Consider the following 17,206-nt stretch of genomic DNA (forward strand, 5'->3'; position numbering starts at 1 on the left):
GGGCGGGGGCTTCAATGTATAGCGCGATGGTCTGGGTGCTCGCGGTCGCGATGCTGTGCGTGGCATCGGCATTGATGCTGTGGCGACATGCAGAAACCCGGCGCGTGCGAACGGACGCGAAGCGCTTCATCGACAGCCGGCTCGAACCGGGCGCGCGCGCGCCGGCGCAGCCGGCGGCGGCATCTGCCGGCGCGCGCACCGCGTCGCCGTCCGGTGTCGCGCGCGGCGCGATGGCCGAGGCCTTCTGGGTGCAGTGGTATGCGTCGGCCGCCGAGTACCTCGCCAATCTCGTGAACCGCGCGGGCATCGAAGGCGCTCGCGGCAAGGCGATCGGTGCGCTCGCCGTGCTGCTGGCGATCGCCGGGCTCGCGACCCATCGCGCCGGCGTGCTCGCCGGTCTGGCGGCGCTCGTGTGCGGCGGCGCGATGTTCGGCGTCTGGCTGGCATCGCGCATCCAGCGGCGACGGCTGAAGATCGTCCGGCAGATTCCGTCGTTCCTCGACGGCATCGTGCGGCTGGTGACGCTCGGCAACAGCGTGCCCGCGGCGTTCCAGGCGGCGCTGCTGACGAGCGAGGAACCGCTGCGCGGCTGTCTCGATCACGTGTCGAGGATGCTGCGCTCGGGCGTCGAGATCGATCGCGCGATGCTACATGTCGCGAAGGTCTACCGCACGAAGGAATTCGAGCTGCTCGGCTCGGTGCTGCGGCTGTCGGTGAAATACGGCGGACGCGCGGACGTGATGCTCGAGAGGATGGCCGTGTTCATGCGCGATCTCGAGCAGGCGGAGCGCGAGCTGACGGCGATGTCGGCGGAGACGCGGTTGTCGGCGTTCGTGCTCATGATGCTTCCGGTCGCGATCGGCAGTTTTGTCGTGATGACGAACCCGAGGTATCTGCAAGGGATGTGGAACGACCCGGGCGGACGCGTGCTGCTGACGCTCGCGTTCGTGATGCAGGTGGCGGGCAGTGTGTGGTTGTACCGGATGGCCCGGCTGAGGTGATGCGATGACGGCAACTCAAATCGGATCGATCGCGTTGGCGCTTGGCGCGCTCGGCGTCCTGCTGTTCGGCATGGCCGCGATGTTGCGCGCGAGCGCCGCGTCGCGTGCCGAGCGTGCGCTGAAGGATGCGCTCGAACACCGCATGGCGACGCTCGAGGCAGCCAAGCCGGGAAGCGCTGCGGCCGGCGATTCCGCCGGGAAACCGGACGCGCGCGTTCGGCAACGCGTCGAACGCATGCTTGGCTGGGTATCGGCGAACGGGATGCGCCTGCTCGACACCGGCTTCGGCAAGCATATCGTCGCGGACGAAGACCGTCGTCTGCTCGAGCAATGCGGCTACGTCGACGCCCGCACGCGCGGGCTGTTCCTGATGGCGCGACTCGCCTGCGGGATCGCCGTGCCCGTGCTGTTCGCGGTGTTCGCGAGCGGCCGGATGAAGGGCGGATACTGGACGATCGGCGTGTTCGCCGCATTCGCATTCGGCTTCATGCTGCCGAAGCTCTACGTGCGCCGCCGTGCCGCGGCTCGACGTCAGAGCGTGATCGACGAATTGCCGTTGCTGGTCGACATGCTGCGGCTGTTGCAGGGCGTCGGCTTGTCGCTCGATCAAAGCCTGCAGGTCGTGACGAACGATTTCCGCGGGATGATGCCGGTGCTCTCGTCGGAGGTCGGCATCGCGCAGCGCCATTTCGCGGCCGGCCGCACGCGCGAGCAGTCGATGCAGCGCTTGTCCGGCGGCTTCGACAACGAGGATTTGCGCGCGATCGCACGGCTGATGGTGCAGGTGGACAAGCACGGCGGCGCCGTTCAGGAACCGCTCAAGCAGTTCGGCGATCGATTGCGCGAGACGCGTCGCGCGATGCTGCGCGAACGAATCGGCCGATTGACCGTGAAGATGACCGGGGTGATGGTTCTGACGCTGCTGCCTGCGCTGCTGATCGTGACGGCCGGCCCCGGATTTCTGGCAGTGACGCACGCGCTGTCGGCGCACCATTGACGGTGGAAGGAAAGACGATGAAGCGGATCGGCAGGATGGCAAGGCTGGCCGGCATGGCGACGATGGCGTTGATGCTCGTTGCATGCGCGACCAAGGAGAGCGGATATGGTGTCGGCGCACAGACCGAACGTGCGGCGTTGATCCAGGCCGCGGACCAGAAGCAAGCGGTGCCCGATACGCCGGGCATGTATCTCGGCCTGATCCAGCGGATGCAGACACAAGGTTTGTATTACGCGTCGCTCGCGCATATCGACGCGTACGACAAAACGTACGGCGTATCGCCGGACACGATACTGCTGCGAGCGGATGCGCTGCGGATGACGGACCAGCCGGCCGCGAGTGCGGCAGCTTATGAGCAATTGCTGAAGACGCCGCTCGCCGCGCGCGGCTATCGCGGGCTCGGGCTGATCGCGGGCGCAGCCGGCGATTTCGGCCAGGCGGTGCAGGCGTTGACGCAGGCGTCCGAACTCGCGCCGACCGATGCGTCGCTGCTGTCCGATCTCGCGTACGCGAAATTGCGCAGCGGCGACATCGTCGGCGCGCGCGTGCCGCTGATGAAGGCCGCTGAACTGGATCAACGCAACCCCAAGATCGTCAGCAACCTCGCGCTGTATCTGGTTGCCGCGGGGCGCGCGCAGGACGCGCAGCGCTTGATGAACCAGCAGCGTTTGCCGGCCAATATCCGCAAGGACATCAGCAGCGATGCCGCGAGAGTGGCGGCCGCGGCGCGCGCGCAGCAGCGGGCGGTGGCAACGCCGCCGGTGGTATCGCGGCGTGCCGCGCCGATGTCGATCGCGCCGATGGCGAACAATCTCAGCTATGACCAGACCGCGCCGCTGCTGCAACGGTTTGCACAATGAACGGATACGCGGGGAACGACATGAAGCAGACATTTCACCGATACATGCGCGCGGGCCGCATCGCTCTGCTCGGCGCGATCGCCGGCATCGCGCTGGGTACCGTTGCCGCATACGGGCAGGTCGCTGCGCCGGGCGCATCGGAGGTGGGGCGCTCGACGCAGCAATGGCTGTCGCTGCAGCGGGACAACCGCGTGGCTGCGCCGACACAGCCGTTGCTCGGCGACGTTGCGACGCTGACGTACCAGCGCTATCTGGATTCCTTCAAGAACAAGATTCCCGAATCGATGAGTTCGCAGATGGGCTCCGCGGGCGGCATGTCGGGCGGCGGGCAGAGTGCGCAGTAAGCGAGACGACGATGCGCGGTGATCATCCATACGTGATTCGGCGGCCCAGCGCAGGTTGGATGGCGCGACGTCGGCAGCGCGGCTCGATTGCGGTCATCGGAGCGATCTGGGTGTTGGTCGCGCTCGTCGTGCTGGGGGCGATCGACGTCGGCAACCTGTATTTTCAGAAGCGGGACCTGCAGCGCGTCGCCGACATGGTCGCATTGGCGGCGGTTCAGCCGATGTCGAGCGATCCGGCCAGATGCCTGAGCGATGCGAAGAAGAACGTGGCGGTCAGCGCGGGCCTGAACGACAACGGTTATTCGGTCACGCTGATCGATGCCGCGGCGAACGCCACGCCGACGCCGGGCAACGACCAGATCGCCGTCAGCTGCGGCGCATGGGATACCGCGAATGCATACGTTACGCCGGCGCAGTCGGTCGCCAATGCGGCACGCGTGACGGTGTACCGGCAAGTGCAGTATTTCTTTCTCGGGCTGCTGAGCCAATTGAGTGGTCGAAAGGCCGTGTTGTCGGCCACTGCAACGGCACGTTCGTCGGCGATCGATACGTTCAGCGTCGCTGCGACGCTCGCGAGTCTCAATACGTCGTCTTCCGCGCTGCTCGATTCGTTGCTGACCGGCTTGCTGGGTGCTTCGGCCAACGTCAACGTCGGCCTGGCGAGCTATCAGTCGCTGGCCGTGGCCAACGTCACGCTGGCTCAATTGGCCAACGCCGCGCTGCAGCTCGGCCAGTCCGGCATGTCGAGTCCGCCCACGATCGGCCAGCTGCTGGGCCTCGATCTGACCGTATCCGATATTCTCAATCTCGCCGCGACGGCGGTCGGCAAGGATACGACGGTCGGCGTGGTGCTCACCACGTTGCGGGGCAGCGTCGGTGCGAGCGTCAATGTGTCGAAGATCGCGTTGGGCAGCCTCCTTCAATACTCCGGCAGTAACGCGGAGGCTGCGGCGAACGCCAGCATCAATGTGCTGCAGTTGCTGATCACGACGGCGGAGGTCGGCGCATACAACAGTGCATTGTCGGTATCGATCGGGCAAACCAGTTGCCCGGGCAACGCATTGTGTCCGCTGATCAGCGCGGTATCGGCGCTTGCGCGCGTCAACAGTCTGCAACTGCAGGTGCTGGCGCCGCCGTCGATCGGCATCGGCGAGGCAGGGCAGGTGAACGGCATCTGGCGCACGCAGGCGTCGCAGGCGGAGATCGGCATCTACGCCGATCTGCAGGTATTGTCGGACCCGCCGCCGCTGCAGATTCCGCCGTTGGTGCCGTTGCTGACGATCCAGCTTTCCGGGCCGCGTCTGCCGCTCTATATCATCGCGGGCGGCCCGGCGCGGGCCTGGTTGGCAAGTACCGATTGCCAGTCGGCGCCGGCCGCGAGCACCGCGACTTTCGGCGCCTTGCCGGGCGCGGCGATGATCTGCGCCGGACAGAATACCGGCGGCAAGCTGAACCTCAATGCGCCGAGCTGTGCGGCTTCGTCCGGCACGATTCCCGTCGCGAAGCTCTCGGCGTCTGGAATACTCGGCAACTTCACCGCGCTGCAAATCGCGCTGTCGGCGTCGAACCCCGTCGCGTATGTAGGCGGCAGCGCCAGCACGCCGATATACAGCGGGCCGCCGTTGCCGTCGACACCGGGCGCGTTGAATGCCGACCTGCCGTTGACCGGTACCGGCATCGTCTATCCGAACAATTCGCAATACTCGTTCTGCAATACCAAGCCGGGCAACGGCGCTTGCGCATCGTCGGCCTGGTCTCCGGGGCCCAACTGGACCACGTCGGCGACTGCCACCAACACGCTGGGCGTCCAGCTGACCAATGTGTTGAATGGCACCGCGCTGCAGCTCAACGTTCTGGGCCTCGATCTGTCGATTCTCACGCAGATTCTCCAACCGCTGACGGACCAACTCATCCCGTTGCTCGTCGGGCTTGTGAATCCGTTGCTCAACACGCTCGTGACGCCGCTGCTGTCCGCACTCGGACTGCAAGTCGGCCAATTGACCGTGATTCAGCACAGCCTGACATGCAACGCCCCGCAAATCGTCCATTGAAAGCAACAGCCATGAGAAACACGCCCGCAATCGCAGAACTCGACCTGTACGTCTGGGAAGGCAAGGCGGACATCGTCGACCGCGTTGCCCGCTGCATGGCGAGCTTCGACGTCGAGGTGATCCGTGCCGACAACGCGGAGATCTCGCCCGAGCGCGCCGCACTGCGGCCGTCGCTCGCGATCATCAGCGTGACGATGATCGAAACCGGTGCGGCGTTCCTGCGCGACTGGCAGGCCAACATCGGCATGCCCGTCGTGTGGGTCGGTGCGGCGCGCGATCACGATGCGTCGCAGTATCCGCCCGACTATTCGCACATCCTGCCGCTCGACTTCACCTGTGCCGAACTGCGCGGGATGGTCGGCAAGCTCGTCACGCAATTGCGCGCGCACGCGGCCGAAACGCTGCAGCCGTCCGAACTCGTCGCGCACTCGGAGTCGATGCAGGCGCTGCTGCACGAAGTCGATACCTTCGCCGACTGCGACACCAACGTGCTGCTGCACGGCGAAACCGGCGTCGGCAAGGAGCGCATCGCCCAGTTGCTGCACGAGAAGCATTCGCGTTACCGGCACGGCGAATTCGTGCCGGTGAACTGCGGCGCGATCCCCGACGGCCTGTTCGAATCGCTGTTCTTCGGCCATGCGAAGGGCTCGTTCACGGGTGCGGTTGTTGCGCATAAAGGCTACTTCGAGCAGGCGGCGGGCGGCACGCTGTTCCTCGACGAAGTCGGCGATCTGCCGTTGTATCAGCAGGTCAAGCTGCTGCGCGTGCTCGAGGACGGCGCGGTGCTGCGGGTCGGTGCGACGACGCCGGTCAAGGTCGATTTCCGCCTCGTCGCGGCCAGCAACAAGAAGTTGCCGCAACTCGTGAAGGACGGGCTGTTTCGCGCGGATCTGTACTATCGGCTCGCGGTGATCGAGCTGAGCATTCCGTCGCTCGAGGAGCGCGGCGCGGTCGACAAGATCGCGTTGTTCAAGTCGTTCGTCGCCGACGTGGTGGGCGAGGCGCGTCTCGCCGAACTGTCGGACCTGCCTTACTGGCTCGCCGACGCGGTCGCGGACAGCTATTTCCCGGGCAACGTGCGGGAATTGCGCAATCTGGCCGAGCGCGTCGGCGTGACGGTGCGGCAGACGGGCGGCTGGGATGCCGCGCGGCTGCAGCGGCTGATCGCGCACGCGCGCAATTCGGCGCAGCCGGTGCCGGCGGAGAGCGCGGCGGAAGTGTTCGTCGATCGCAGCAAGTGGGACATGAACGAACGCAGCCGCGTGATCGCCGCACTGGACGCCAACGGTTGGAGACGCCAGGACACCGCGCAGCAACTCGGCATCAGCCGAAAGGTGCTGTGGGAAAAGATGCGCAAGTACCAGATCTTCGACGAAGAGCCCGAGACTCGCGAAAGCGATTAATTAATGAGATAAAATCGCGCTCAATTACAACGACACGGGCGGGAATAAAAATTCATGAGCCACATTACGGGGTTGGGGCGGGCATGCGTGCTGTTCGCCATGATGGGAGGCATGCAGGGCGTGTACGCGCAGGGATTGGCAGCCGATGCGGCATCGGCGGTGCAGCAGGCGTCGGCGCCGGTAGCGGCGATTCCGGCGCTCGATCCGCAGGTTCAGTCGGTGCAGCCGCAGGCGGGCGAGACGACCGGGCAAAGCACGGTCGACGAGCTGCAGCGGCAGATGCAGGCGCATGCGTTGACGGAAATGCGCACGAACTATAACGGCAGCTACGGCGCGAGCCTGTTGTTCAACGTGAAGGACGGTGCGTATTTCGTCGCGCTGTTTCAGCAGAAGGCGTTCTGGCGTGTGATCAAGACGCACGACGACGCGCGCGCCGAAGCGATCTACCGCGACTTCTCGCATCAGGCGGCGCGGCTGGCCGTCAACGAGTTGCGGGCGGCGAAGCTGGAAGCGCAGAAGGCGCAAACCGACCGGCAGATTCAGGCCACGCAGGACCGCGCACGTCGCCTGCAAGCCGACCTGTCGATCGCGCACGAGCAGCAGGCCGCGGTCGCCGATCACCAGAAGAACGTACGCGACGAAACGGCGGCGCTGCAGACGCAGCAGGCGCAGCTTCAGGGTCAGTTGCGCGCGTTGCAGAAGCAGGTGCGCGCGCTGCAGCGTGAGGCCAATGCGGGCTTGCCGTCGACGGCACACTGAGCGGTCATGGGGTGCGCGGTGCGGCGACATGCCGCGCCGGCCTACCAGCAAAAAGGGCAAGCCGTTTGGCTTGCCCTTTTGTTTTACTGGCCGTCCGGCACGATTCGCCGGCGCCGGGTGACGATCACCGGCCCGGTGCCGCCACGTGAATCGGATGGCGCGCTGCTGCCCGGTGCGTCGCTGGTATCGCGCGGCGCGCCGTAGCTTTCGCGCGGTGCGCCATAACCTTCGCGCGGTTCGCGCGGTGCGCCGTAGCCTTCCCGCGGCTCACGCGAGCCGTATCCTTCGCGCGGTTCGCGGGAACCGTAGCCCTCGCGCGGTTCACGCGAGCCGTAGCCGCCGTCGCCGCGCGACTCGCGCGAGCCGCCGTGCGAACCGTACGGGCTGTGGCCGCCGCCTTCACGGCCGCCCGGCCGGCCGCCGGGACGCGGGCCGCGCGGGCCGCCGCCGGGACGCGAGCCGCCCGTGTCGAGCTGGATCGTCGAAATCGCGCGCTTGTAGATGCCTTGCAGACCCACAGGGGTGCGCAGCATCACCAGGTACTGATCGAACGACTCGATGCAACCCGTCAGACGAATGCCGTTGACGAGATAGATTTCAACACGCTTACGTTCCTTGCGTGCCGAATTGATGAAGTCGTTTTGCGGATGGGATTCTGCGGGATTGGCCATTGAGGTGCGGCAGGAGCCTGCGTCAGAGATGTGTTGTGCGTGTGTGTGGCGTGATCGCTCACCAAGTATTTAGCGGGATTCTACCCTGTTCGTTCCGCCCGCGCGTGATCGCGATTGTGTCGAACCGTAACCCACTATAGACGCTCCAGGGCATTTTCGCGATTCGGCCGAACGGCCGATTGCCGTTCGGTTACGTCGCGTTACGACTCTCGCAGCGGCGTAGCACCTCGTCGTGCGCGTCCGGATTACAGTCGCGGCGAATGCCGGGCAGGCCGGCGGAACATGGAACGAAACATGAACAAGAGGGGCTTGGCGGTGTGGATCGGCGGCGCGGCATTGGTCGCGTCCGGCAGCGCAATGGCGGGGCACGTCGACCTGTCCGTCGGGATCGGCGTGCCGGTCGCGCCGGTCTATGTCGAGCCGGCGCCGGTCTATGTGGCGCCGCAGCTGGCGGTCGTCGCCTATCCGGGCTACGGGTACGGCTACTACGGCGACGATGACGACGACGGTTACCGGAAGTGGCGCAAGCACTATTACAAGCACTGGCGCAAGCACCACGACGATGACGACGATTGAGCACGGCGCGCGGCGCGGCGCGCGTGACGCTCAGAACGCGTAGTCCGGGTTCTTCGGATCGAACGCGGACGCGTCGAGCGTCGCCGGCGCGATCGTCTCGATGACGATCCGCTCGAAGATCCTGCCGTCGTTGTCGTACGACTCGACGGTCCGGAAGTAGGGCGCGTGCAGATCGAGGCCGAGCACTTCCTTCTTCGCATAGAACTGCGGGCGGCCGGTCGGCGTTTCGTAGGTGAGGGCGACCACGCGTACGCCGCCGATGGTTTTCGCTTCGACGTGGGTCGGCCGCTGGACGCCGGCCTCCTGGTATTTCCTTGCTTCGCTCAGGTACAGGTTCGCGATGAACTCGGTGCCGAGATCCTTCACCTGGTGATTCGACTGGGCGCGCGCCAGCGCGCCGTCGAGCGCCGTCCACAGCGGAATCTTGCCGAGCAGCCCGCCGAGATGGCCGTACATCTCGTCCTTGCGCAGCGTCGTGTCGTAGATCGTTTCCTGTCCCGCATGCGCGCCGCCCGGCAGCCATTTCGCGTACACGCGCAGCGGCTCGCGCGTCGTCTTCACGAGCATGCGGTCGGGCGTGTCGGGCCACTTGCCGTTGATGCGTTCCTGCCGCGCCATCGTGAACTGGTACGACGGATAGCCGTTCGGGCCATGACCGACATAGAGCGGCACCGCGAGCGGATCGAGCGCGTTGAACAGCGCGGTGAGCGTCGCGTCGTCGAGTTGCGCGAGCGTGCCGCGCTGCGCGGCCGCGCGCAGCCAGCGCGCCTGCTGCGCAGCCGGTTCGTGCGTGACCTTGTCGAGCTCGGCCGGCAGCGTCGTGGCTGTGGCCGTGGGCGCGCTGGCGGCAGCGGCGGCCGTTTCCTGCGCGTGCGGCGGTGCCAGCGTCAGCATGCATGCGACGGCGGCGGCCGCATGCGCGGCGCGGCGCATCGTTCGTGGGTTCATCGGCGGCGTCTCCGGGCGAGCCATCGTTCAGCGTTGTTTCGCGGCCTCGAGTTTCGCGAGCTCCTCGTCGCGCAGCGCGCGGCGCAGGATCTTGCCGACGTTCGTCTGCGGCAGCGCGTCGCGGAATTCGACCGACTTCGGCATCTTGTAGCCGGTGAGGTTCTTGCGGCAATGCGCGAGCACGTCGTCGACGGTGAGCGCGGGGTCGCGCCGCACGACGAACACCTTGATCCGCTCGCCGTGCACCTCGTCCGGAATGCCGATCGCCGCAGCCTCGCTGATGCCCGGATGCATGACCAGCACTTCCTCGATCTCGTTCGGGTACACGTTGAAGCCGGATACGAGAATCATGTCCTTCTTGCGATCGATCAGACGGATGAAGCCGTGCTCGTCCATCACGCCGATGTCGCCGGTGCCGAGCCAGCCGTCGGCGTCGAGCACCTTGGCGGTTTCGTCGGGGCGTTGCCAGTAGCCGCGCATCACCTGCGGGCCGCGCACGCACAGCTCGCCGGGCTCGCCGATGCCGGCCCAGGTGCCGTCCTCGCGGCGAAAGCGCACCTGGGTCGATGGCGCGGGCAGGCCGACGGAGCCGCTGAACGCGGCCATGTCGCTGAGGTCGACCGGGTTCATCGTGACGATCGGCGAGCATTCGGTGAGCCCGTAGCCTTCGACGACCGGCCTGCCCGTGACTTCCTCGAAGCGTTCCGCGACCGCGCGTTGCATCGCCATCCCGCCAGCCATCGCGAGCTTGAGCTTGGAGAAATCGCGCTTGCGGAATTCTTCGTTGTCGAGGAACGCGTTGTACAGCGTGTTGATGCCGGTGATGCCGGTGAAGGTTTCGTTGCGGATGATCTTCATCACCATCGTCATGTCGCGCGGGTTCGCGATCAGGATGTTGCGCCCGCCGAGCCCCATGAAGATGAACGCGTTCACCGTCAGCGAATAGATGTGGTAGAGCGGCAGCGGCGTGAGGACGGTTTCGACGTCGCCCGACACTTGGTCGGCGATCCATGCCTTCGCTTGCAGCAGGTTCGCGATCAGGTTGCCGTGCGTGAGCATCGCGCCTTTCGCGACGCCGGTGGTGCCGCCGGTGTATTGCAGGAACGCGAGGTCGTCGCGGGTGACGCGCGCCGGCTGGGGTTTGGTGCGCGCGCCGAGCGCGAGGGCCGAGCGCAGCCGCACCGCCTGCGGCAGGTTGTAGGGCGGCACGAGCTTCTTCACGTGCTTCAGCACGAAGTTGATCAGGTGTCCTTTGGCGTTCAGACCGTCGGCGAGGAGGTCGCCGAGCGCGGTGACGACGATGTTCTTCACCTGGGTGTCGGGCAGCGCGTCCTGCAGCGTGCGCGCGAAGTTTTCGAACACGACGATGGTTTGGGCGCCGCTGTCCTTGAGCTGGTGCGCGAGTTCGCGGGCGGTGTAGAGCGGATTGACGTTGACGACGATCGCGCCGGCTTTCAGCGTGCCGAACAGTGCGACCGGATACTGGAACGTGTTCGGCAGCATGATCGCGACGCGGTCGCCCGGCTTCACGCCGATGCTTTGCAGATACGACGCGAACGCATCGACTTTCTGCGCGAGCGTGCGGTAGGTCATCGATGCGCCGGCGCTCACGTACGCGACTCGCTCGGCGAAACGCGTCGTGCATTCGTCGAAGAATTGCACGAGCGACGTGTATTGCGCGACGTCGATTTCGTGCGGCACGCCGCGCGGGTACGACTTGTACCAGATGCCGTCGGTGGCGGGCGGGAGCTGCGCCGTTGCGGTTGCTGCGGGTGCTGACATGATGTGTGTCTCCGGTGTCGGCGAGAGTTGGCGCTTCAGCGCTTGCTCTCACCCCATGCTTCGCGGTCGGCGAGCGTCAGCGCTTCATCGCCTACTCTCGCCCCATGCTTCGCGGTCGACGCACCCCAGCGCGTCACCGCCCGCACTATCCTCATCCGGCGAAAACCCCATCGGTTTTCGCCACAAAAATCCGGTCCCAACCGGCGACGTACCCCCACCGGCCTCGATCAAACGAGTCATGAAACGCTGGATCTGCGCCGCGCGCCGCGTTCAACCCGCCGAATGCGCTGCCGCCGTATCGACGGCGGCCGCCGCCGACGGCATCCCGAGCGCTTCGCTCGCGCCGGCATCGTCGAGCACGGCCGCGAAGATCGCCAGCTGCGCGCTGTCGGGCATCGGCGCCTTCAGCGCGGCGACGATCAGCGACGACAGCCGCGCGATCATCTGCACGTCGTTCATCGTGCGGCGTTGCGAGAATTCGTCGATCAGGCTTTCGGTCTCGGCGCCGGCGAGCGCGCCGGACAGCGCGCCGATCGCAAAGTGAAGCCGCCAGCCGAGTTCCGTGCGCGGCAGGTGCGGCAGCGCGCGCTGGAACGCATCGAAGAAACGACCGGCGACGCTCGCATAGTGCGCGGTCAGGAAGTTGCGGACGAACGGCGACGGGTCGGTGTATGCGCGGCCGATCAGCCGCAGGAACGCAGGGCCGCCGCGCTCGGGATCGCGCGACGCCTTCAGCGCGGGAATGAACATCGCGCCGAGCACGTGCTCGCAGGTGATGTGGGTGCCCAGTTGCGCATCGAAGCGGTCGAGGATGCCGAGCCGTTCCTGGTTCAACTGGTCGAGCCGACGCGACAGCATCGCGTGGATCAGCGCTTCCTTGCTGCCGAAGTGGTAATTGACCGCGGCAAGGTTCACCGCCGCACGCGACGTGATCTGCCGCATCGACATCGCTTCGAAGCCGTGCTCGATGAACAGATCCTCGGCTGCATCGAGGATGCGCACCTTCGTGCCGCCGCTCTGCCGAGTGCCGGACGGTCGCGTCCCCGACGGCCGTCCCGTCGACGGCCGCCCCTCCTGAGTTACTGCCATGTCCCGCCTCCCAATGCCGGTCGCCCGGCCGCGAACAGCTGATTCGTTCGTCTGATTCAAACGGCTGTTTTTATTAAGATAAAAAGACGGAGGCAGGCCGGGCAAGCGCGGAGTCTCGGCAAATTCCTCTAGTTCGATGTGCAGATGCGGGATACGTCGGACGCAAGCCACGCCCCGCGCGGCGCATCCGATGGTGCGGCGCGGCAACGTGCGGGTTCAGCCGGCGCCGGTACGTGTATTGACCGATTGCGTCATGTCGATGCCGCGCCGCTCGCGGCTGAACAGGATCAGCACGGCGATCGCGACGGCCACGATGCCGGCCACGAGCGCGAGCGCAAACGCATAGTCGTTGCCGTGCGACACGGCGAGCGACGCCTGCATCGTCGCGTTGCCGGACGCGAGCAGATTGCCGAGCTGGTAGACGAAACCGGGGAAGGTCGCGCGGATCTCGTCGGGGGAGATTTCGTTCAGATGCACGGGGATCACGCCCCACGCGCCCTGTACCGATATCTGCATCAGGAACGCGCCGGCCGCCAGTGCGAGCGGGCCGCTCGAGAATGCCCACAGCGGCAGCACGGGCAGTGCGATCAGCGCCGCGATGAAGATCGCGCGGCGGCGGCCGATCCGCTCCGAGATCGCGCCGAACGAGAGGCCGCCGACGATCGCGCCGAGGTTCAGCACGATCGTGATCCACGACACGGTATGCGGATCGAAGTGATGCTGCTCGCGCAGGAACGTCGGATACAGGTCCTGCGTGCCGTGCGAGAAGAAGTTGAATGCGGTCATCAGGACGATCGCGTAGATCGCGAGCTTCCAGTTGTGCCGAAACGTGGCGGCGAGGCTTGGCCGCGTCCGTTTCTCCATCTGCTTCCACGCGGGCGACTCCGGTACGTGCGCGCGCACGTACAGCACGAGCAGCGCAGGCAGCACGCCGACCATGAACATGCCGCGCCAGCCGATGTACTGGTAGAACAGCCCGAACACGACCGAAGCGAGCAGATAGCCGCTCGGGTAGCCGGCCTGCAGCAGCCCCGACACGATGCCGCGCGCATGCGTCGGCACGGTTTCCATCGTCAGCGCCGAGCCGACGCCCCATTCGCCGCCCATCGCGACGCCGAACAGCGCGCGCAATGCCAGCAGCGCGGTCAGGCTCGGCGCGAAACCCGACGCCAGCTCGAGCAGCGAATAACATGCGATGTTCACCATCAGCGTCGGGCGGCGGCCGAAGCGATCGGCGAGGCGGCCGAAGATCAGCGCGCCGAGCGGGCGCATCGCGAGCGTGAGCGTGAGCGCGAACGCGACGGCGGGGATCGTCGTTGCGAATTCGGCCGCGATGTCCTTCAGCACGAACACCATCAGGAAGAAATCGAATGCGTCGAGCGTCCAGCCGAGGTAGGCGGCGATCGTGACGTTGCGTTGCTCGCGAGTCCAGCTCATGTCGTGGGTTCTCCTCGTTGGCTTGCCTGCCTGCCGGCTCGTACGGTTGCCGGCCGGCAGGCGCGCAGTGCGGCGGGCATGGATCGAGTGTAGGCCGTCGCGCCGCGCGATACGGGCGAATCGGGAATAATCCCTATGAAATGATCCATTGCGTGCAACGGAGGCGATGCCGGCCGAGCGACGCGTCAGCCGTCTGTATCATTGCGGCAGGCTTTTTGTATCGATCACGTCACGCGCGATGCGCATCGTTCCCGAAGCAGGAATCCAGATGGCCGAATCCCCCGATCCCGCGTTGCCGGTGCTGCAGACCGAGCGCTTGTGGCTGCGCCCGCGCGTGCTCGCCGATCTCGACGCGTGCATCGAGATGGATCGCGATCCGGAAGTGACGCGGTACATCGCCGGCCCGTGGCACGACCCCGCCGAGCATCGCCGCTTCGTCACGCACCGGATCACGCGCGACTATCCGGCCGGCCTCGGCTACTGGTCGATCTTCGAGAAGGCCGCGCCCGACCGGTTCATCGGCTGGGTGCTGCTGATTCCCGACTACGCGGGCGGCGCGCGCGACGTCGAGATCGGCTGGCGGCTCGTGCGCGCGGCATGGGGGCGCGGCATCGCGAGCGAGGCCGCGGCGGCCGTCGTGCGGCACGCATTCGACACCGTGCGGCTGCCGCGCGTGATCGCCGACATCGCGGCGGCCAACACCGGTTCGCTGAACGTCGCGCGCAAGCTCGGGATGCGCCGCGTGGGCGTCGTGGATGACGGCATCTCTTACGTGCGGCATCGTCTGGAGCGCGACGACCTGCGCACCTAGCGGCGCCGGTTGTCAGAGATCGTCAAGCGTACGCGTATCGAGGTCGCGACGTATTAACGGCTCGTCCGATCAGGAGTATCGTTGCCGACATTCGCAACATGGGGTACGACCATGGCACTCGGCAACGACGTTCATCTGATTCCCGTCCGGCTCGACGCGCTGCGTCCGACGCAGATGACGGTCGGCTATCGCGAAGTGAAGGCGAAGCGCAAGCACTGGAAGACGCTCGGCAAGCGCGCGCGCCAGGCCGCGATCGAATCGCACTGGTTTCCCGCGGTGCTCGGCCCGGGCGGCCTGCATTACATCACCGATCATCACCATCTCGGCCTCGCATTGATCGAGGAGGGCGAGACTCGCGTGAACGCCATGCTGCTGAAGGATCTGTCGTGGCTCGACGACACGATTTTCTGGCGGATCATGGAGCACAACCAGTGGGTGCATCCGTTCGGCCCGGACGGTGCGCGGCGCGAATACGCGCATCTGCCGCAGGCGCTGACCGGGCTCGAGGACGACCCGTATCGCAGCCTCGCGGGCGAGCTGCGCACCGCGGGCGGCTACGCGAAGGACGCGACGCCGTTCAGCGAATTCCTGTGGGCCGACTACCTGCGCCAGCACGTGAGCCTCGACCAGATCCGCAAGAATTTCGACAAGGCGCTCGACCTGTCGCTGCGCCGCGCCCACGATCAGGACGCGCGCTATCTGCCGGGCTGGTCCGGCGTGATCGCGGTCAAGCCGTGACCGGCGCAGGCGATCCGACGTTCGATGAAGAAGGCTCGATGACGACCACCCAGACTCGCCCGGAAGCCGGCCCGCAGCGCGCCGAGCATTTCGCCGCACTCGATGCGGCCGCGCCTTCGCCGCCGCGGCGCGTCGGCCTCGACGCGCTGGCCGGCCTGTCGATCGCCGGTCTGCTGATCCCCGAGGCCGTCGCATATGCCGGCCTTGCGAACCTGCCGCCGCAGGCGGGCCTCATCGCGCTGCTGTCAGGGCTCGTCATCTATGCGCTGACCGGCAGCAGCCGCTTTGCGATCGTGTCGTCGACGTCGTCGTCGGCGGCTGTGCTCGCCGCGACCGTGCTGAGCGAGTCGGGGCTCGCGCTGGCCGCTCAACTCGCGCTGGCGGCCGCACTCGTGACGGTGACCGGCGTGCTGTTCATCCTGTCGGGCGCGGCGCGGCTCGGCGGCATGTCCGATTTCGTCGCGCGGCCGGTTCTGCGCGGGTTCACGTTCGGGCTCGCGCTGACGATCGTCATCAAGCAACTGCCGAAGATCCTCGCGGTTTCCGTGCGGCACGGCGACGCGCCGCACGTCGTGCTCGAACTCGTCACGGGCGCGCCGCAGGCGAACCTCGCGAGCGTCGCGCTCGGCGCGGCCGCGCTCGCGCTGCTGTTTGCGCTCGGGCGCCGCTCGCGCGTGCCGGCGACGCTCGTCGTGATCGTGCTGTCGATCGTCGCCGGCTATCTGGTCGACTGGCAGCGCTACGGGATCGCGGTGGTCGGACACATCGATTTCCGGCATATCGAATTCGGGCTGCCGCGGCTCGACCGCAATGCGTGGATGCAGACGGTCGAGCTCGCATTCGCGCTGATGCTGATCCTGTACGCGGAGTCGTACGGATCGATTCGCAACTTCGCGCTGAAGCACGGCGACAGCGTGTCCGCGAATCGCGACCTGGTCGCGATCGGCTGCGCGAACCTCGTCTCGGGGCTGCTGCACGGGATGCCGGTCGGCGCCGGCTATTCGGCGACGGCCGCGAACGAGGCCGCCGGCGCGCAGTCCCGCTTCGCGGGGCTGTGGGCCGCGGCGGTGGTCGCGCTGATCGTGGGGCTTCTGCTGCCGCAGCTCGCGCGCACGCCGGAGCCCGTGCTCGCGGCGATCGTGATCTTCGCGGTCAGCCACTCGCTGCATCCGTCGATATTCCGGCCGTATTGGGTATGGCACCGCGACCGGCTCGTCGTGATCGCGGCGCTGCTGGCCGTGCTCGTGCTCGGCGTGCTGCACGGGCTGCTCGTGGCGATCGGCGTGAACCTGCTGCTGACGCTGCGCAAGCTGTCGGAGCCGAACGTCAGCGTGCTCGGCCGGCTGCGCGACGGGCACGATTTCGTCGACGTCGCGAATCATGCCGATGCGAAGCCGGTGCCCGGCGTGCTGATCGTGCGGCCCGAGGCGCAGCTGTTCTTCGCGAACGCGGACCGGATGCTCAACCGCGTGCGCGCGCTGATGAAGGACGCACCCGATGCGCACACCGTGATGCTGAGCCTCGAGGAAACGCCCGACGTGGACGGCACGACGATCGAGTCGTTGCGCACGTTCGCGGCCGAGTGTGCGGCGCGCGGGCTGCGGCTCGCGATCGTGCGGCTCAAGGCGCATGCGCTCAATGCGCTGCGCCGGGCGGCCGACGATACGCTGCGCGACGACGCGATGTCGGAACTGAGCGTGGATGAGAGCCTGCAATTGCTGCAGGCTCTCATCCACGCT

At 66.7% G+C, this 17,206-nt stretch carries 16 protein-coding genes; 11 read left to right on the top strand and 5 right to left on the bottom strand.

Features of this window, described 5'->3' with window-relative positions; all coding sequences use genetic code 11:
* The first annotated feature begins 14 nt into the window (after nt 1-14).
* From C3Y15_RS29000 to C3Y15_RS29030, 7 genes are read left to right on the top strand one after another with little or no spacing between them, the layout of a single operon-like run.
* A complete protein-coding gene (locus C3Y15_RS29000) occupies nt 15-1,001 on the top strand; it encodes a type II secretion system F family protein (RefSeq protein ID WP_034195569.1) in 987 nt (328 codons plus the stop codon).
* A 4-nt stretch (nt 1,002-1,005) separates the two neighbouring features.
* The gene (locus C3Y15_RS29005) at nt 1,006-1,998 is read left to right on the top strand and encodes a type II secretion system F family protein (protein WP_034195568.1); all 993 of its coding nucleotides are present in this window, start codon (nt 1,006-1,008) and stop codon (nt 1,996-1,998) included.
* A 17-nt stretch (nt 1,999-2,015) separates the two neighbouring features.
* A complete protein-coding gene (locus C3Y15_RS29010) occupies nt 2,016-2,858 on the top strand; it encodes a tetratricopeptide repeat protein (RefSeq protein ID WP_034195567.1) in 843 nt (280 codons plus the stop codon).
* A gap of 20 nt (nt 2,859-2,878) precedes the next feature.
* On the top strand, nt 2,879-3,202 hold the full coding sequence (locus tag C3Y15_RS29015) for a DUF3613 domain-containing protein (RefSeq protein WP_034195566.1): 324 nt from the start codon (nt 2,879-2,881) through the stop codon (nt 3,200-3,202).
* A gap of 11 nt (nt 3,203-3,213) precedes the next feature.
* Nucleotides 3,214-5,253 (top strand): pilus assembly protein TadG-related protein, encoded by a 2,040-nt coding sequence (locus tag C3Y15_RS29020; RefSeq protein WP_080938704.1) that lies wholly within the window; start codon nt 3,214-3,216, stop codon nt 5,251-5,253.
* 11 nt (nt 5,254-5,264) lie between these two features.
* The gene (locus tag C3Y15_RS29025) at nt 5,265-6,656 is read left to right on the top strand and encodes a sigma-54 dependent transcriptional regulator (RefSeq protein WP_011884633.1); all 1,392 of its coding nucleotides are present in this window, start codon (nt 5,265-5,267) and stop codon (nt 6,654-6,656) included.
* A gap of 54 nt (nt 6,657-6,710) precedes the next feature.
* Nucleotides 6,711-7,415, top strand: a complete 705-nt coding sequence (locus C3Y15_RS29030) for a DUF2968 domain-containing protein (protein ID WP_011884635.1) — start codon at nt 6,711-6,713, stop codon at nt 7,413-7,415.
* An 83-nt stretch (nt 7,416-7,498) separates the two neighbouring features.
* On the opposite strand, the gene hfq is transcribed toward C3Y15_RS29030, so the two are convergent.
* Nucleotides 7,499-8,086, bottom strand: a complete 588-nt coding sequence (gene hfq, locus C3Y15_RS29035) for an RNA chaperone Hfq (protein WP_011884637.1) — start codon at nt 8,084-8,086, stop codon at nt 7,499-7,501.
* 294 nt (nt 8,087-8,380) lie between these two features.
* Between hfq and C3Y15_RS29040 the strand changes: the two genes are divergently transcribed.
* A complete protein-coding gene (locus C3Y15_RS29040; protein ID WP_124260211.1) occupies nt 8,381-8,662 on the top strand; it encodes a hypothetical protein in 282 nt (93 codons plus the stop codon).
* 30 nt (nt 8,663-8,692) lie between these two features.
* Here C3Y15_RS29040 and C3Y15_RS29045 read toward each other — a convergent pair whose 3' ends face one another.
* The 4 genes from C3Y15_RS29045 to C3Y15_RS29060 form a co-directional block, all read right to left on the bottom strand.
* Nucleotides 8,693-9,610: a DUF1571 domain-containing protein gene (locus C3Y15_RS29045; RefSeq protein WP_045579144.1), complete on the bottom strand. Its 918-nt coding sequence runs from the start codon at nt 9,608-9,610 to the stop codon at nt 8,693-8,695.
* Nucleotides 9,611-9,637: 27 nt separating this feature from the next.
* The gene (locus tag C3Y15_RS29050; RefSeq protein ID WP_014722951.1) at nt 9,638-11,392 is read right to left on the bottom strand and encodes an AMP-binding protein; all 1,755 of its coding nucleotides are present in this window, start codon (nt 11,390-11,392) and stop codon (nt 9,638-9,640) included.
* Nucleotides 11,393-11,662: 270 nt separating this feature from the next.
* Nucleotides 11,663-12,481 (bottom strand): TetR/AcrR family transcriptional regulator, encoded by an 819-nt coding sequence (locus tag C3Y15_RS29055; RefSeq protein ID WP_011884645.1) that lies wholly within the window; start codon nt 12,479-12,481, stop codon nt 11,663-11,665.
* Nucleotides 12,482-12,697: 216 nt separating this feature from the next.
* On the bottom strand, nt 12,698-13,918 hold the full coding sequence (locus C3Y15_RS29060; protein WP_014722954.1) for an MFS transporter: 1,221 nt from the start codon (nt 13,916-13,918) through the stop codon (nt 12,698-12,700).
* A gap of 268 nt (nt 13,919-14,186) precedes the next feature.
* On the opposite strand from C3Y15_RS29060, the gene C3Y15_RS29065 reads away from it, so the two are divergent.
* The 3 genes from C3Y15_RS29065 to C3Y15_RS29075 form a co-directional block, all read left to right on the top strand.
* The gene (locus C3Y15_RS29065) at nt 14,187-14,729 is read left to right on the top strand and encodes a GNAT family N-acetyltransferase (protein WP_041493958.1); all 543 of its coding nucleotides are present in this window, start codon (nt 14,187-14,189) and stop codon (nt 14,727-14,729) included.
* A gap of 111 nt (nt 14,730-14,840) precedes the next feature.
* Nucleotides 14,841-15,467, top strand: coding sequence for a ParB-like protein (locus C3Y15_RS29070; RefSeq protein WP_011884649.1), 627 nt, complete (start codon nt 14,841-14,843; stop codon nt 15,465-15,467).
* 38 nt (nt 15,468-15,505) lie between these two features.
* On the top strand, nt 15,506-17,206 hold a 1,701-nt coding region (locus C3Y15_RS29075), incomplete at its 3' end, for a SulP family inorganic anion transporter (protein WP_134206910.1).

The sequence above is a fragment of the Burkholderia sp. B10 genome (genome assembly GCF_004368385.1).
GTDB classification, from domain to species: Bacteria; Pseudomonadota; Gammaproteobacteria; order Burkholderiales; family Burkholderiaceae; genus Burkholderia; species Burkholderia vietnamiensis.

What these genes read in the sequence shown, in the direction of transcription:
- C3Y15_RS29005 (WP_034195568.1), top strand. Translation starts at nt 1,006, where the DNA reads ATGACGGCAACTCAAATCGGATCGATCGCGTTGGCGCTTGGCGCGCTC.
- C3Y15_RS29055 (WP_011884645.1), bottom strand. Translation starts at nt 12,481, where the DNA reads ATGGCAGTAACTCAGGAGGGGCGGCCGTCGACGGGACGGCCGTCGGGG.
- hfq (WP_011884637.1), bottom strand. Translation starts at nt 8,086, where the DNA reads ATGGCCAATCCCGCAGAATCCCATCCGCAAAACGACTTCATCAATTCG.
- C3Y15_RS29030 (WP_011884635.1), top strand. Translation starts at nt 6,711, where the DNA reads ATGAGCCACATTACGGGGTTGGGGCGGGCATGCGTGCTGTTCGCCATG.
- C3Y15_RS29025 (WP_011884633.1), top strand. Translation starts at nt 5,265, where the DNA reads ATGAGAAACACGCCCGCAATCGCAGAACTCGACCTGTACGTCTGGGAA.
- C3Y15_RS29015 (WP_034195566.1), top strand. Translation starts at nt 2,879, where the DNA reads ATGAAGCAGACATTTCACCGATACATGCGCGCGGGCCGCATCGCTCTG.
- C3Y15_RS29020 (WP_080938704.1), top strand. Translation starts at nt 3,214, where the DNA reads ATGCGCGGTGATCATCCATACGTGATTCGGCGGCCCAGCGCAGGTTGG.
- C3Y15_RS29010 (WP_034195567.1), top strand. Translation starts at nt 2,016, where the DNA reads ATGAAGCGGATCGGCAGGATGGCAAGGCTGGCCGGCATGGCGACGATG.
- C3Y15_RS29040 (WP_124260211.1), top strand. Translation starts at nt 8,381, where the DNA reads ATGAACAAGAGGGGCTTGGCGGTGTGGATCGGCGGCGCGGCATTGGTC.
- C3Y15_RS29060 (WP_014722954.1), bottom strand. Translation starts at nt 13,918, where the DNA reads ATGAGCTGGACTCGCGAGCAACGCAACGTCACGATCGCCGCCTACCTC.
- C3Y15_RS29070 (WP_011884649.1), top strand. Translation starts at nt 14,841, where the DNA reads ATGGCACTCGGCAACGACGTTCATCTGATTCCCGTCCGGCTCGACGCG.
- C3Y15_RS29065 (WP_041493958.1), top strand. Translation starts at nt 14,187, where the DNA reads ATGGCCGAATCCCCCGATCCCGCGTTGCCGGTGCTGCAGACCGAGCGC.
- C3Y15_RS29050 (WP_014722951.1), bottom strand. Translation starts at nt 11,392, where the DNA reads ATGTCAGCACCCGCAGCAACCGCAACGGCGCAGCTCCCGCCCGCCACC.
- C3Y15_RS29045 (WP_045579144.1), bottom strand. Translation starts at nt 9,610, where the DNA reads ATGAACCCACGAACGATGCGCCGCGCCGCGCATGCGGCCGCCGCCGTC.
- C3Y15_RS29000 (WP_034195569.1), top strand. Translation starts at nt 15, where the DNA reads ATGTATAGCGCGATGGTCTGGGTGCTCGCGGTCGCGATGCTGTGCGTG.